The organism is Actinopolyspora xinjiangensis (assembly GCF_900104475.1).
GTDB lineage: Bacteria > Actinomycetota > Actinomycetes > Mycobacteriales > Pseudonocardiaceae > Actinopolyspora > Actinopolyspora xinjiangensis.
Window position 1 is genome coordinate 143,713 of the sequence record NZ_FNJR01000002.1, and the last position, 14,526, is coordinate 158,238.

Annotated in this window: 12 protein-coding genes; 4 read left to right on the top strand and 8 right to left on the bottom strand. The window is 71.2% G+C overall.

The features are described from left to right. The first annotated feature begins 163 nt into the window (after nucleotides 1-163). Nucleotides 164-1,708: a glutamine-hydrolyzing GMP synthase gene (guaA, locus tag BLQ75_RS03370; RefSeq protein ID WP_425286433.1), complete on the top strand. Its 1,545-nt coding sequence runs from the start codon at nucleotides 164-166 to the stop codon at nucleotides 1,706-1,708. 90 nt (nucleotides 1,709-1,798) lie between these two features. Here guaA and BLQ75_RS03375 read toward each other — a convergent pair whose 3' ends face one another. Further along, nucleotides 1,799-2,020, bottom strand: coding sequence for a hypothetical protein (locus BLQ75_RS03375; protein WP_092597607.1), 222 nt, complete (start codon nucleotides 2,018-2,020; stop codon nucleotides 1,799-1,801). Further along, nucleotides 2,010-3,551, bottom strand: a complete 1,542-nt coding sequence (locus BLQ75_RS23730; RefSeq protein ID WP_092597610.1) for a PspC domain-containing protein — start codon at nucleotides 3,549-3,551, stop codon at nucleotides 2,010-2,012. The genes BLQ75_RS03375 and BLQ75_RS23730 overlap by 11 nt, the downstream gene beginning before the upstream one ends. Nucleotides 3,552-3,708: 157 nt before the next feature. On the opposite strand from BLQ75_RS23730, the gene BLQ75_RS03385 reads away from it, so the two are divergent. Together BLQ75_RS03385 and BLQ75_RS03390 are read left to right on the top strand one after the other, a co-directional pair. Beyond that, on the top strand, nucleotides 3,709-5,049 hold the full coding sequence (locus BLQ75_RS03385; protein ID WP_092598347.1) for an ATP-binding protein: 1,341 nt from the start codon (nucleotides 3,709-3,711) through the stop codon (nucleotides 5,047-5,049). Nucleotides 5,050-5,069: 20 nt separating this feature from the next. Beyond that, nucleotides 5,070-5,789 (top strand): response regulator, encoded by a 720-nt coding sequence (locus BLQ75_RS03390; RefSeq protein WP_092597613.1) that lies wholly within the window; start codon nucleotides 5,070-5,072, stop codon nucleotides 5,787-5,789. Between the two features lie 110 nt (nucleotides 5,790-5,899). Here the strand turns inward: BLQ75_RS03390 and BLQ75_RS03395 are convergent, their stop codons facing one another. Beyond that, nucleotides 5,900-6,862 (bottom strand): DMT family transporter, encoded by a 963-nt coding sequence (locus BLQ75_RS03395; RefSeq protein WP_092597616.1) that lies wholly within the window; start codon nucleotides 6,860-6,862, stop codon nucleotides 5,900-5,902. Nucleotides 6,863-6,989: 127 nt separating this feature from the next. On the opposite strand from BLQ75_RS03395, the gene BLQ75_RS03400 reads away from it, so the two are divergent. Further along, nucleotides 6,990-7,883, top strand: coding sequence for a LysR family transcriptional regulator (locus BLQ75_RS03400; protein ID WP_092597619.1), 894 nt, complete (start codon nucleotides 6,990-6,992; stop codon nucleotides 7,881-7,883). Between the two features lie 61 nt (nucleotides 7,884-7,944). Here BLQ75_RS03400 and BLQ75_RS03405 read toward each other — a convergent pair whose 3' ends face one another. From BLQ75_RS03405 to BLQ75_RS03425, 5 genes are all read right to left on the bottom strand, one after another. Continuing rightward, the gene (locus tag BLQ75_RS03405) at nucleotides 7,945-9,618 is read right to left on the bottom strand and encodes a serine/threonine-protein kinase (RefSeq protein WP_092597622.1); all 1,674 of its coding nucleotides are present in this window, start codon (nucleotides 9,616-9,618) and stop codon (nucleotides 7,945-7,947) included. A gap of 147 nt (nucleotides 9,619-9,765) precedes the next feature. Continuing rightward, entirely contained in the window at nucleotides 9,766-11,328 is a 1,563-nt protein-coding gene (locus tag BLQ75_RS03410) for a serine/threonine-protein kinase (RefSeq protein WP_092597625.1), read from the bottom strand. A 400-nt stretch (nucleotides 11,329-11,728) separates the two neighbouring features. Next, on the bottom strand, nucleotides 11,729-12,505 hold the full coding sequence (locus BLQ75_RS03415) for a hypothetical protein (RefSeq protein ID WP_092597628.1): 777 nt from the start codon (nucleotides 12,503-12,505) through the stop codon (nucleotides 11,729-11,731). Nucleotides 12,506-12,523: 18 nt separating this feature from the next. Next, entirely contained in the window at nucleotides 12,524-13,630 is a 1,107-nt protein-coding gene (locus BLQ75_RS03420; RefSeq protein WP_092597631.1) for a RodZ family helix-turn-helix domain-containing protein, read from the bottom strand. Nucleotides 13,631-13,678: 48 nt separating this feature from the next. Next, nucleotides 13,679-14,413, bottom strand: a complete 735-nt coding sequence (locus tag BLQ75_RS03425; protein ID WP_092598350.1) for a PIG-L deacetylase family protein — start codon at nucleotides 14,411-14,413, stop codon at nucleotides 13,679-13,681. Nucleotides 14,414-14,526: the final 113 nt, after the last annotated feature.

Here is a 14,526-nt window from a genome sequence, read left to right on the forward strand (position 1 = left end):
GGCTCGGGCGCGACGCCCTCGTCGAGCGGCGGGAGGGGAACGATACGCTGACCGGCGTAGTGTTCTCACCTGGAGGTTCGACGTCGTGTCCGACACCGCAGGCGGTTTCGACCCCGCCGGGCAGGCTTCTGAGCAAGGACGGTCCGGCAGCGGCCCCGTCCTGGTGGTCGACTTCGGTGCGCAGTACGCGCAGCTGATCGCCCGCCGGGTGCGCGAGGCGCAGGTCTATTCCGAGGTCGTGCCGCACGACACACCCGTCGAGGAGATGCTGCGCCGCGATCCCGCCGCCATCGTGCTTTCCGGCGGGCCCGCCAGCGTCTATGCCGAGGACGCCCCGCAGGTGGACGCGGAGCTGTTCCGCGCCGGAGTGCCGGTGCTGGGGATCTGCTACGGCTTCCAGGCGATGACCAAGGCACTCGGCGGTACCGTCGAGCACACCGGCACCAGGGAGTTCGGGCGGACCGAGCTGGCGGTCTGCTCCGGTGGCGGCACGCTGCACCAGGAGCTGCCCGGTAACCACCCCGTCTGGATGAGCCACGGTGACTCGGTGAGCAAGGCTCCCGAGGGGTTCCGGGTGATCGCCGAGACCGATGACACCCCCGTCGCCGCCTTCGAGAAACCGGAGAGCGGCCTGGCCGGGGTGCAGTACCACCCCGAGGTGGCGCACTCGCCGCACGGCCAGGAGGTGCTGCGCCGCTTCCTGCACGAGATCGCCGGTATCCGCCCGAACTGGACCACCACCTCGATCGTTGACGAGACCGTCGCTGCCCTCCGCGAGCGGATCGGCGACGCCCGCGCCATCTGCGGACTCTCCGGCGGCGTGGACTCGGCCGTGGCGGGCGCTCTGGTCAACAAGGCGATCGGTGACCGGCTCACCTGCGTTTTCGTCGACCACGGGCTGCTGCGCTCCGGGGAGCGCACCCAGGTCGAACGGGACTTCGTGGCGGCCACCGGAGCTCGGCTGGTCGTGATCGACGCGGTGCGGCAGTTCACCGACGCGCTGGCGGGGGTCACCGATCCCGAGGAGAAGCGCAAGATCATCGGTCGCGAGTTCATCCGGACCTTCGAGCGCGCCGCGCGGGAACTGAAGGAGGAGGCCGGACAGGCCGGGGAGCAGGTCGAGTACCTGGTTCAGGGCACGCTCTACCCGGACGTCGTCGAGTCCGGCGGCGGCAGCGGCACGGCCAACATCAAGAGCCACCACAACGTGGGCGGGCTTCCCGATGACCTGCGGTTCGACCTGGTCGAGCCGTTGCGCTCGCTGTTCAAGGACGAGGTGCGCAGGGTCGGTCTGGAGCTGGGGCTGCCCGAGACCATCGTGCACCGCCAGCCGTTCCCCGGGCCGGGGCTGGCCATCCGCATCATCGGCGAGGTCACCCCGAGCCGCCTGGAGACGCTGCGGGCGGCCGACGCCATCGCCCGCGAGGAGCTGACGGCCTCCGGCCTCGACCGCGACATCTGGCAGTGCCCGGTCGTGCTGCTGGCCGACGTGCAGTCGGTCGGGGTGCAGGGCGACGGGCGCACCTACGGTCACCCGGTGGTGCTGCGCCCGGTGTCCAGCGAGGACGCCATGACGGCGGACTGGACGCGGTTGCCCTACGAGGTGCTGGAACGGATCTCCACCCGCATCACCAACGAGGTCGCCGACGTCAACCGGGTGACGGTGGACGTGACCTCCAAGCCGCCGGGCACGATCGAGTGGGAGTGAGGCCGGGGCGGCCCCTGCGGTGAGCCCCGACGGACGGGGCTCCGGCCCCCGGTGGGCGCGTCCCCTTCGGGGGAGCCCGAGCGGTGCCGGTCAGTTTCTGCGCAGCGCCGCGACCAGCATGATCACGCCGACGGCCGCCGCGGCGAAGGCCAGCACCCGCTGGGTGGACCAGCCCCCGCCGCTCAGGAAGTAGATCGACGCCGCCACCGTCATGATCCCCGCCGTGAGGGCGACCGGGTCCGGGACGAACCGGCGGGTCCGACCTTCCACTCCGGCGGGGTCCGGCTCGGTCCGGTGTTGTTCAGTAGCCACGGATGACCTCCACGGTTCCGGTCTTCGCCATCAGGTTCAGCCGAACGGCGCCGCCGCCCGGTCCGTCGGAGCCCAGGTCGTTCTCCGTGACCCGCACGTCCCGGCCCGAGCGCTCGCGGCCGAGGCAGTCCACCGCTCCCAGCTCGCTGGCGCAGGTGATCCGAGCGTCGGTCTCCGGTGGCAGGTAGACCCGTACGGTTCCCATGCCCAGCGTGACGTCGGTTTCCGCTTCCTCGTCCCGGGAGAACCGCGTGCTCTCCAGGTCCAGGACGACGCTGCCCACCGAACCGGAGTACTCCGGGGCCAGTTCCGCCGCGTGCTCCGGGGTCGCGACCACGTCGGTGTAGTCCCGCCAGGGGCGTTCGGGAATTACCGTGGCCAGCAGGGTCGCCAGCACAACCGGTATCGCGAAGAGGATGAGCCAGCGTCCCCGGTGCAGGAAGGACCCCACCAGCAGCCCACAGCCGATCACTCCGAGCATCAGGGCCCATACCTTCACGGCGGCCAGCCCGAAGGTGATCCCGAAACCACCCGCCAGCAGCGCTACCCCCAGCGTCGCCAGCGTGACCGAGTAGCGCGGTCGGCGGCGCCCGCCGGGAACCCCGCCCTGGGGCGGTGGTCCGGCCACCGGGGGTTCCCAGCCGGTCGGCGGTGGCTGGTGGGGCGGTTGCCCGAATCGATCGTCGGGGTGCCTGGGCGGTTCGGGAGCGGGTGGCACGTACGAGGTGGTCTCGGCGGTGGCGTCGGAACGCTCCGCCACGGGCCGCTCCGCCGTGGCCCCCGAAGCCGCGGCGGTTTCCACGGTCGCCGCCTCCGAGGGTTGCTCGGGTGCCCGCTCCCCGTGGCCCACCGGCCAGTAACCGTCCGTCCCGGAGGTCTCCGCTTCCCCCGGGGCCCGTTCCCCGGGGACGGCCGGACCGGCCTCCCCGGCCGGGTACGGTCCCTCCTCGGGACGCGTGCCCGGCTGTGCGGCGACGTTGGTCGTCGTGCCCGTCGCGCCGTACGGCAGCCGTGCCGGAACGCGGTCACCGAAGTGCCGGTGCAGCAGGTACAGCGCCAGCACCCCCAGTGCCAGCCCGAACATCCCGGACATGTCGAACGCCGCGAGCGCGGCGGGGACGAACAACACCGTTATCAGCACCAGCACCGCCAGCCGGATCGGCGTGTTCCTGTCGGTGTGGCCCTCTCGCGGCAGCGTCGCCCAGCCGAGCAGGTAGAACAGCAGACCGGCGCCGCCGTAGAAGGTTCCCACCACGAACACGACCCGAAGCAGCACCGGGTCCACTCCGTAGCGGTTGCCGAGCGCGGCGGCCACCCCGGCGATCTTGCGCCCCTCCGAGGGGCGCGCCGGACGCGTGTCCCAGAAGTCGTGGACGGTTCCCCTGATCTCCGCCCACGTTCCCCGCTCGCCGGTGTGGCCACCGGGCCGAGCGGTACCCCCCGAACCGGTACCGCTCGGACCCGCTCCCCCGGCGCCGGGGTGGTGCCCACCCCGGTAGTGCTGTCCGCCGTCGGTCGTTCCGCTGTTCATATCGCTCACTCTGCCGGGGTTCCTGGCTCCCGTCGTCAGGGTGGCCCCCTGAGGAGTCCCGGACAATCCGGCCGCCGCTCCCCGATGCGGGCGGTTCCCCGCGCGTGTGACTATCGAGGTCGTGCAGGTCCGTTCCAGACACTCGCCCAAGCAGCCCGTGACCGGGAAGGAAACCGGTGGAACGGCCGAACGACGGACCCGGCCGCTGTACGTCACCGGCACCGGCATCCCCCGGTTGTACCGGCGCCGTTCCGGACGGGTGGTGGCCGGTGTGGCCACCGGCATCTCGGACCATCTCGGGTTCCCCGTGGTGTGGGTCCGGGCCGTGTTCGCGATGCTGGCCGCCCTCGGCGGCGCGGGCATCGTGGGCTACGGGCTGTTGTGGATCTTCGTGCGGCAGCGTTCCGACATCCCCGGTACCGAGTCGGCACGGGAGCACCGACAGGGGGTGGCCCTGCTGCTGCTGGGGGTGGGGCTGGCCGTGGTCGTGGCCTCGGTCAGCGCCGTGCCGCCGTGGCTGGTCGGCGCGTTGGGGGCCACGATGGTCGGCGGGGCCGTCATCTGGCGGGAGGCCGACGAGTCGCAGCGCGGGCAGTGGCGCGAGGGCGCCAGGTCCAGCTTGCTGGGACTGCTCGGCGGCGGGGGACGCGCCGGGGTGCTGCGGCTGCTCGTCGGTGCCGTCCTGGTGTTCCTCGGGCTCTACGCCTTCGTGCTCGCCACGACGATGGGCAGCGAGGTCCCTGTGGTGTTCGCCGCCGTGGTCGCGACGCTGATCGGGGTGGCGCTGCTGACCGTGCCGTGGTGGATGCGTCTCAGCGGGGACCTCGACGCGGAGCGCGCCACCAGAATCCGTTCGCAGGAGCGCGCCGAGCTCGCGGCCCACCTGCACGACTCGGTGCTGCAGACCCTGGCGCTGATCCAGAAGCAGGCCGGTGCCGAACGCGAGGTGCGCAGGTTGGCCAGGAGCCAGGAGCGGGAGCTGCGCCGCTGGTTGTACGGCCCCGACGGTTACAGTGGCTCCTCGCGGCCCATGACCCACGCCCCCACCGCCTCCCCCTCGGCCTCTGCCGAGGAGGCGGGTACCGGTGAGCACGAGCGGGTGTCCGAGGAGACGCTGTCGGCGGAGCTGGCACGGATCTGTGGGGAGGCCGAGGACGCGTTCGCCGTCACGGTCCAGCACGTGGTCGTGGGTGACGGTCCGCTGGACGAACCGCTGCGGGCGGTGCTGGCGGCGGCCAGGGAGGCGATCGTCAACGCGGCCAAGCACGCGGGGGTGGAGGAGGTCAGCGTCTACGCCGAGCTGCAGCCGGATCGGGCGGAGCTGTTCGTCCGGGACAGGGGAGTCGGTTTCGACCCGGACGCGGTGGACCCCGACAGGCACGGGCTGTCCGAGTCGATCCGGGGCAGGATGGAACGCAACGGTGGAAGGGTGCGGTTGCGCACCTCGCCCGGTTCGGGGACGGAGATACACCTCGACCTGCCGCGAGCGGCGGAGTGAACATCGGTTAGGAGCCCGGGATGGACGAACGAGACGACGAGCCGAGGAATCCGGCCGCCGGTGGCGAGGCGGAGGACAAGGACGTGGACGCCCCGGTTGGCGTCTACATCGTCGACGATCACGCGCTCTTCCGCACGGGGGTCCGCGCCGAGCTGGCCTCGTTCGAGGAGCGGGTTCGGGTGCTTGGGGAGGCGGGCTCCGTGGCCGAGGCCGTGGCCGGTATCGAGCACCTGCGACCCGCCGTGGTGCTGCTCGACGTGCACATGCCCGACGGTGGGGGCGCGGAGGTGCTGCGACGGGTGCGCGAGCGGGGGGTCGCCGCCGTCTTCCTCGCGCTCTCGGTCTCCGACGCGGCCGAGGACGTCATCACGGTGATCCGAGGTGGTGCGAGGGGCTACGTCACCAAGACGATCTCCGGGCGCGAGCTCGCCGACGCGATCCGCAGGGTCGCGGCCGGGGACGCGGTGTTCTCCCCCCGGCTGGCCGGGTTCGTGCTGGACGCCTTCTCGCAGGGGCCGGACTCGGCGCGGGTCAGCGATCCGGAGCTGGATCAGCTCACCCGCAGGGAGCGCGACGTGCTGCGGCTGCTGGCGCGGGGCTATTCCTATCGCGAGATCGGCTCCGAGCTGTTCATCTCGGTCAAGACGGTGGAGACCCACGTCTCCAGTGTGCTGCGCAAGACCCAACTGTCCAACCGCTACGAACTGTCCAAGTGGGCCTCCGACCGACGGTTGGTGTGATCCGGGGCGAACAGCGGATTCCACGGGCTTTGGCGGTTCGCCTCGGCGGCACCTCTTCTCGTGAACGGGGCGCGCCCTCGCGCACGCCCGGCGGGCGGTCGGGCCGGAGCTCAGTCGCGCGCGTGTTCCGGGCTCTTCGTCTCGGTCTCGTCCCGGTGCTCGCGCCCGCTTCGCACGTTCGTTCGGCTCAGCGCGACTCCCAGCAGCACGATCAGCATTCCGGCGAGTACGCGCGGCCCGAGGCTCTCACCCAGCACGAGCCAGCCGAGCAGCACCGAGACCGCGGGCATCAGGTAGGTGACCGTGGACGCCGTGGTGGCTCCCTCGTCGGAGACGATCCGCAGGTGCAGCGCGAAAGCGAAGCCGGTTCCGAACACGCCGAGCACCCCGACGGCCAGCAGCGGAATCGGGGAGAGCTCGACCGGAGCCAGTCCGCCCAGCGGCAGGAGGAGCACGGAGAGGACGGCGGCGGCCGACATCTGCATCGCCCCCACGGTCAGCGGTGAGATCCTCCTGCCATCCGCGCCCGAGCCGTCCAGGCCGCGTCCCATGTAGACGAAACCGACGCCGTAGCTCATGGCGGCGCCGAGGCAGGCGAGCACGCCCCACCCCAGCAGGCCGCTCGAACCGTGCCAGGGAGCCAGGATCACCACCACTCCGGAGAACCCGACCAGTAGCCCCAGCAGCTGTAACGGCCGCACCGAGCGCTCCGTGCCGAAAGCAAGTCCGAAAAGGACTGTCCACAGCGGCGTCGTGGCGTTGAGAACCCCCGCGATTCCGGAGTCCACGGTGCGTTCGCCGATCCCGAACAGCGTCCAGGGCAGCACGTTGCCGAACACCGCGGCGCCCGCGATGACGCCCCACAGCCTCCGCTCCTCGGGTGAACCGAATCCACCGGGGCGCAGCCCGCGCAACAGGCACAGCCCCACCAGGACGACCGCGCCGAGCGCGATCCGGGAGAACGTCACCTGGGTGGGAGACATCGCCTCCAGCCCGAGCTTGATGAACAGGAAGCTCGCTCCCCACAGCAGCGCGAGCGTTACGAGCCGCACGTAGTTGGCGCGGTTGTACAAGACGTTCCTCCACAGCGGCCGACCATCGCGGTGAACCAGTTACGACCAACACGATGCGGGCCCGCTCGTATAAGTACAAGTGGTTTTTACTACACATACCTTTCAGTTCTGCTGTACTATCAGCGCCATGTTGGATGTCCGGCGCATGCAGGTGCTGCGGGCCGTGGTCAACAGTGGCTCGGTGAGCGCGGCCGCGAACAACCTCGGCTACACCCCCTCTGCCATCAGCCAGCAGCTCAGTACGCTGGAACGCGAGGCCGGGGTGTCGTTGCTGGAGAAGGTGGGCAGGGGAGTGCGGCCGACCTCGGCCGGGATGATGCTGGCCGAACGGGCCGGGGACCTCTCCGAACTGCTTTCCCGCACGGAGACCGAACTGGCGAAACTGCGCGCCGGCAACTCCGGGGTGCTGCGGCTGCGCTTCTTCCAGAGCGCCAGCGTGGCGCTGATCCCGCCCGCCGTCGCGACCTTCCGCGCCAGGTATCCGCAGGTCCGGCTGGATCTGGGGATGCAGGAGGACGGCATGCTGGAGCGACTCGCCGAAGGGGAAGCGGACCTGGCGGTGATCGTGGTCGGCAGGGAGGCCCGCAGCGTCCCCGGTGTCAGGCTGCTGCACCTGGTCGACGAGCCCTACCGGGTGGTGCTTCCGGTGGGACACCCGCTCTGTGAGGAGGACCAGATCGATCTCGCCCGGCTCTCCGAGGAATCCTGGATCCAGGAGTCCATGTCCTCGGGCCCCTGCGCGGAGTCGCTCTACGACGCCTTCGCCGCGGCGGGATTCACCCCGCACGTGGCGCTCGAATCGGACAGCGCCCAGTCTTCCCAGGGGTTCGTCGCGGCCGGGATGGGGATATCGCTGATTCCGCGTCTGGGACTGGATCCCGTCCACCCCGGGGTGGAGGTGCGACCGTTGCGCAACCCCGAACCCGTTCGCAGGATCCACGTGGCGGTGCGGGAATCGCTGGTGAATGCCCCCAACACGGTGGGGTTGCTGCAGGCGCTGCGGGAGGCCGCGCGGACCTAGCGCCCAGCGGGATGCGATGGGAAACCGGCTCCGAGCCGGGCCGGGGCGGTTCGTCCCGGACTCAGGTGGCGCCGCTGTCGGTGTTGACCAGTGCCCGCCCGTCCTCGATGATCATGCCGAAGACGTGCCGCTCGGTACTGCTGCCGCCGTCCTCCTTCCGATAGCGCAGCACGGCCTCGACCTGGTTGTCGCCGATCACGCGCGGTCCGCTGACTATCCGCACGTCCTCGATCGAGTCCCAGAAGTCCTCGTAGCTCTCCTGCCCCACCGACCTCAGTTCGGGCCCCAGCATCTCCCACGCCTCGTCGGTGTCCTCGGTCACCGTGGCGAAGTAGTCCCGAACGGTGGCGACCAGCTCCTCGTCGCCGACGGGCTCCGGGCCGGATTCGCTCTCCGGGGGTTCGGTGGAGGTCCGGGGCGCTGTGGCCGTCGAGCTCTCCGGCGTGGTGGGCCCGTCGGAAGGCGAGGAGCCGCCCCGTCCTTCGGTGGCTCCGTCCAGCGCGGTGGCGGAGGCGGCCGCGAGCGCGCCCGAGGAGGTGCTGGAGCCACCGCCGCTGCCGTTGACGGCGTTGGCGGCCAGTATCCCCAGCAGGATCGCGACCAGTACCGCCACGGTCCAACCGGCCACCCGCTTGACGGTGCCGCTCCTGACCGTCCCCGCGCTCGTACCCACCCTGGTGGGTGGATTGGCGGTCGCCTGCGGTGTCCCCACCCGGGTCGGGTTCGACGGGTGGCCTCCCGCCCGCGACGACGGTGCGGGCGCCCCACCCGGCGGCACTCCCGGGGCCGGACTCATGACGGGCGCGCCCGGACCGGCCGGAGCGCTCGGACCGGCAGGGGGTGCCGGCGCGACCTGTCCCGGTTGCCCGGCCGGGCCCGGTGCCTGTTGCTTGGCCGGTGTACTCGGTAGGGGCTTGCTGTCGCGCACCGCCTGCAGGAGGTCCCTGGCCTGCGCCATGGTCGGTCGTTCCACCGGATCGGCGCGCAACAGCTCCAGCAACGCGGGAGCCATCGGCCCGGCGTTGCGGGGCGGTTCGACCTGTCCGCGCGAGACCCGGTGCAACAGGCTGATCGCGTTGTCGTCCACCCCGAACGGTGGATGCCCCTCGATGGCGGCGTAGAGCGTCGAACCCAGTGAGAACACGTCCGAGGCGGGAGCGGGGTCCCTGCCGAGGGCCACCTCCGGGGAGAGGTAGGCCGGCGTGCCGGCGAGGATGCCGCTCTTGGTGACCGCCACGTCGCCCACGGCCCGGGAAATGCCGAAGTCAGTGATCTTGGCGGTGCCGTCCGCGCCGAGCAGGATGTTGCCCGGTTTGAGGTCGCGGTGCACGATCCCGGCGAGATGGGCGGCGGCCAGCGCCGCGGCGACCTGCGCCCCGATGCCCGCCGCTTCCAGCGGGGGCAGCAGCCCCCGTTCGGAGATCCGCGAGGCCAGGCTCTCGGAGGGGAGGTATTCCATCACCAGTACCGGCTGGCCGTCCTCCTCCGCCACGTCGAACACGGCTATGGCGTTCTGGTGCTGCAGCCGGGCCGCGATGCGCCCCTCCCGCATCGAGCGCTCGCGGGCTTCCCTGGTCTCCGCCTCGGTGTGCCCCTGCTGCAGCAGCAACTGCTTGACGGCCACGGTGCGCTGCAGGCGCTCGTCGACGGCGCGCCAAACGACTCCCATCGCACCGCTGCCGATGCTCTCGTGCAGCCGGTAGCGTCCCGCGATCAGGCGACCTTCGGCGCTCACAGTTCTCCCAGATCCTGGCGATGTCGGTGACCGGACGTGCCGACCGAACCCTGTCGGGTCAGCGCCACGCGACGGGCACAACAGTACTGCGTCCCGGGCACGAGGCTTCGGGCGGTCGGCACTCAGCGAGCGTGACCGGCCGTGCGATCAGCTCCCGTCGCCGGAAGAGCTCCCCTGGCCGCCGTTGGCACCACCGTCCTCGCCGTTTGGATCGCCACCGGCCGTTCCGTCGTTACCCGATTCACCGTCACCGGATTCGCTGCCGCCGGAGCCATCGTCCCCGGAGCCCTCCTCGTTACCGCCGCCGCTTTCGGTGCCGTCGCCCTGGTCGTCCTCCGGAGCCGAGGACTCGGTCGCCGGGGCGGAACTCCGTTCGGCGGAGCTCTCCGGTGCCGACGTGATGATCGGAGGTTCGGTCGTCTCCGTGGTCGTGCGGTTCCAGTCCGGAGCCGGGTCCTGGTACCCGTCGTCCTCGGGGTAGTCCGGCACGGTGTTCTCGGTGATGTTCGTCTCGCTGGCAGGCGGCACCAGCGGTCGCGAGGTCTCGCCACCACCCGCCGGGTTCTCCCGCTGGGCGTCGTCGCTCAACAGCGAGGTGGCCACGAGTATCCCGGCGACGGCGGCCACCACGAGCAGTACTCCGGACACCACGAGTGGTGTCCTGCCGCGCGGTTTGCCGCCCGTCGGCTCGGCGCGCGGGGCGGAGTCCGGGTAGGAGGCGGCCTCGGCGCGTCCGGTTCCGCCGTAGCGCTCGTCCTCCTCCGGCCGGGTACCCGCGACCGCGGTACCGCCGTCGCGCGGATTCGAAGGGGGATCAGTGGCCGCCGCCGTGCCCGGATGCATCGCGGGTGGGATGGGGGCGGCCTTGGTCGGTACCGAGCTGACCGCCTGGCCTTCGGCGACCGCCTGCAACATCTCGTGGACCTGCGCCATGTCCGGCCGCTCCTCCGCGTCGGGCCGGAGCATGGCCAGCAGCGGTTCGGTCATCGGCCCCGCGTTCCGCGGTGGCTCCACCTTGCCCGCCGCCACGGAGTGCAGTAGCGCCAGTGTGTTCTCGTTCTGCCCGAACGGCGGTCTGCCCTCGATGGCCGCGTAGAGCGTCGCCCCCAGCGAGAAGACGTCCGAGGCGGGGCTGGGTTCCTTGCCGCAGGCCACGTCCGGTGACAGATAGGCGGGGGTACCCGCCAGCATCCCGGTCTTGGTGACGGCGACATCGCCCTGCGCCCGGGAGATCCCGAAGTCGGTGATCTTCACCGTGCCTTCGTCACCGAGCAGCACGTTGCCCGGTTTGATGTCGCGGTGCACCACTCCGGCGGAGTGCGCGGCCCCGAGGGCCGCCGCCACCTGCGCACCTATCCGGGCCACCTCGCGGGGCGGCAGGGGACCGTGTTCGGACATCATCGAAGCGAGACTGGTGGAGGGCAGGTACTCCATCACCAGCACCGGTTCGCCGTTCTCCTCGGCCACGTCGTAGACGGAGACAGCGTGCGGATGCTGCAGTCGTGCCGCGATGCGTCCCTCACGCATCGCCCGTTGTCGCGCCTCCTCGGCCTCGGCCGGATCCAGGCCGGGCTGGGTCAGCAATTGTTTGACCGCGACCGTGCGGTGCAGGCGCTCGTCGACACACTCCCACACCACGCCCATGGCGCCGCTTCCGATGCGCCGCTGCACTCGGTAGCGTCCGGCGACCAGGCGACCTTCGTCGCTCACCGACGTCTCCCCGTACTGCTCTCGATACCGACCGACCGCGCCGCCGGTGACACCGGTTCGCCCGGTCGTCGGAATCGGTGGATGTTGCGGGCCTCGTCCGGCCCTCCGACATGTACACGTTCACGCTGCGGCCGCGCCCGGTCACGGGAACCGATCGACCGCGATACGGCAGCTTAGCCCACGAAAAGAACCGGTCAGGGGCGAAGTCTTCGACGGGTCCGGGCGCGTGTGACCGGCGCTGCGCTCGTGTCGGGGACGGAGTGGTTCGTCACGAACCACCTCGCGGTGCCCGGCGACTTGGCAGTTCGTTGCCGCATCGTTGTGAGAATACCGGCCGAGGCGGAGCAGCGGGTCGGCCGTCCCGTGGTCGCGACCGACAGAAAGTGAATTCAGTTCTTATCTATTTCCGGGGCAGGTGGAACCGAGCCGCGTCCAACCGGACGCTCAGAATGAGGGGATTCACCTCGTCGGCGACCCGGAACGAGTAGCTGAGCACGATCCGTGAGCCCGCCGCGTCGCGCGCCGCCACCGTCGACACCACTCGACCCTCCGAGGTGAGACCCACCTCCCGTGAACGTATCGACCGCAGCCCGCGCCAGCTCCGAACCACGTCCGCCCGCTGCACGTCTGTCATGCTCAGCGAGAGCAACCGCATGGCCCGTGCCGGCTCACTGCCCAGCAGTCGGCAGAAGTCGCGCACCACGCCGACCGAGGGCTCCTCGCCGTCCGGGGACGAGCGAGCGCGCAGCCCACCGGTAACCGCGCTCCTGGCGGCGGGGGAGTCCGGGACGCTCCCGGAAGCGAGGTCCGACCGCCCGGTGCCACCGTCCGGGCTCCGCCCGGAAGAGTCGGCGCGTTCCAGCAGCAGGTCCACCCGCAACGCCGCCGAGCCCGATATCGCCGCACCCGAACGGTGAGGTGTCCCCGCCGTCCCCGGTGCCCACGGGGTCGAGTCGGCCAGCACCACGCCGAAGATCGTGGTGGCGCCCAACGCGAGCAGTGTGCCCAGCGCACCGGCCGTCAACAGCACCGGACGGCCGGAGACGTCCACCTCCTGACGCGGTTGTTCGGTTCCCGTTTCGCGGGAGTCGGCCCGTGAGGGCCCCGGGGCCTGTTCGATGCGGTCCACCTCGGGCATCTCGTCGGGCCGGTACCTGCCACCTGTCGATTCCGGCATCTCGTCCCTTCCGAGAGGTCAGCGGTTTCCGGGCAGCTCTTCCACTGCTTCGTCGGCGATCACTCTTCCTCCCGGCCCGCCGAACTCCAATCGCCGGTAGCGCGTGCTCGAACGGCCGTCGGCCTCGGAGACGCGCAGCTCGCTCACGGTGCTGTCACCTCGCACAGCGCTGCTGACGAGCTCGACCGACCAGAGGTGTCCGTAGCGCCGTTCCAACCCCGCCGGGCCGGTGCCGCGCAGCACTCCGCCCGTCATGCCGTACGCCTCGTGCAGTTCGCCGGCCCCGACGGCGGCGAAGTAGTCCTCCGTGACCTCGCGCATACCGGCGAGCGGGACCGTCGTCCCGTGGGGCGTTGACGGTTCCGCCGTGGTCGATGGTGCCGCCGTGGTCTGCGGGGTCGCTTCCCAGGCGGTGACGCTCGGCGTTGCCTCGTCGGAGGGCGCGCCGCTCGGTGGTGTGTCGCTCTGGAGTGTGCCGTTCGAGGGGGGGGTGTTCGGCGGTGTGCTACCGGGATCCGCGCCGTGCGTGGACGACGTCCCACGTGTCGGTTCCGCTGGAGCGGGGGTCGTCCGCTCCACCGAGACGGGGGCCCGCTTCCCGGACGCGGCGACGACTCCGGTGTCCCGCCGCACCGATCCTCGCCGCGCCGTCCCGGTGAAGGGGGGTTTCGATGAGCCCTCCCCCGCGTCCGCGTTCTCGCTCGTGCTCCCGAGCCCCGGGGCGGGGGCGGAGGTGTGCCGGTCGGACAGCGGTGGGTACTCCCAACCACGGGGTATCTCCGGTGGTTCGGCCACGAACCGTTCCGGTGCCCGGCTCATCACGACCGCGGTGCCCAGCACGATCCCGCTCAGTGCGACCACGGCCGACAGCACCACGAACCACGCCGCTCGACGCCAGGTGCGCGGCGGTGTGATGGAGGCGGGAACCATGCCGAGGTCGAACTCGCACAGTCCGCTCATCGGTTCCGTCGGCCGTTTCCCCACCGTGGTCGCATCCGTGGCGTTCGAAGCGGCGGCGCGGTTCGGTCCCGTGACGCTGCGGCGTTCCCGACCACCTCGGGCAGCCGGTTCGTCCGCGGTCCCCCGGAACTCGTCCGACCAGCCGTTCGGGTTGCCACCGTCCATCGCGACCAGCCCTCCTGCCGTGGCCCGCCGGGATCTCCCCTCGGCGGCTCACTCGGTGTCGACCACCTGGAAAACTTCGGCCATCCGTCCTTTCGCCAAGCCGTGCCGCAGCGCGTTGCCGCGTAAGTGCTCACGCATCGCCTCCGACGACTCCGCCGAGTCCGCCCCTTGCGAGGCGTGTTCCGACAGGGCCGCCAGCTTGTCCGCGATCCGCTCGGTGACGTCCACCGCGTGGTTGACGCGTTCGGCGGCCTCGGTGATCCAGAGCTGTCGCACCGTCCACGGGTGAAGTCCCTCCCGGTCGAGCAGCTCCGGGTGCGCGAAGGGGTTCCGCGCGTCCGGGTACACCGCCGCCAGGGTGGCCTCCCCCACCGCGCGGTGGTCCGGGTGCGCCAACGCTATGCGGGACCAGTTGATCTCGGGGGAGTGCGTTGCCACGATCTCCGGGCGGACAGAGCGGATCACCCTCGTGATCTGCCGCCGCAGGGCCAGGTCCGCCGACACCCGACCGTCCTCGTGGTTCAGGAAACGCACGTCGTCCACACCGACCCGGGCCGCGGCACGGCGCTGTTCCGCGGCACGCAGTCGCCGCACCCGTTCGCGGGGGGCGTCCTCCGGAGCTCCCGCCTCGCCCGAGGTGCAGACGCAGTAGGTGACCGACGTTCCGGCGGCGGTCCAGTGCGCGACGGTTCCGGCCATGCCGAAATCGACGTCGTCGGGATGCGCCGTCACCACGAGAGCGCGTTCCGGCGCGGTGCCGGGCGAGTTCGGTGAATCGATCACGGTCACAGCCTAGGCAGCGCCACGAGGAGAACGGAACCGGGTCGCGACGACACGTTGGGTGTTCATCGCTGGGTACGGCTACGCACCACCGGGGGATGTCCCGTCCGGGAGGC

What these genes read in the sequence shown, in the direction of transcription:
- BLQ75_RS23730 (WP_092597610.1), bottom strand. Translation starts at nt 3,551, where the DNA reads ATGAACAGCGGAACGACCGACGGCGGACAGCACTACCGGGGTGGGCAC.
- BLQ75_RS03400 (WP_092597619.1), top strand. Translation starts at nt 6,990, where the DNA reads ATGTTGGATGTCCGGCGCATGCAGGTGCTGCGGGCCGTGGTCAACAGT.
- BLQ75_RS03415 (WP_092597628.1), bottom strand. Translation starts at nt 12,505, where the DNA reads ATGCCGGAATCGACAGGTGGCAGGTACCGGCCCGACGAGATGCCCGAG.
- BLQ75_RS03390 (WP_092597613.1), top strand. Translation starts at nt 5,070, where the DNA reads ATGGACGAACGAGACGACGAGCCGAGGAATCCGGCCGCCGGTGGCGAG.
- BLQ75_RS03420 (WP_092597631.1), bottom strand. Translation starts at nt 13,630, where the DNA reads ATGGACGGTGGCAACCCGAACGGCTGGTCGGACGAGTTCCGGGGGACC.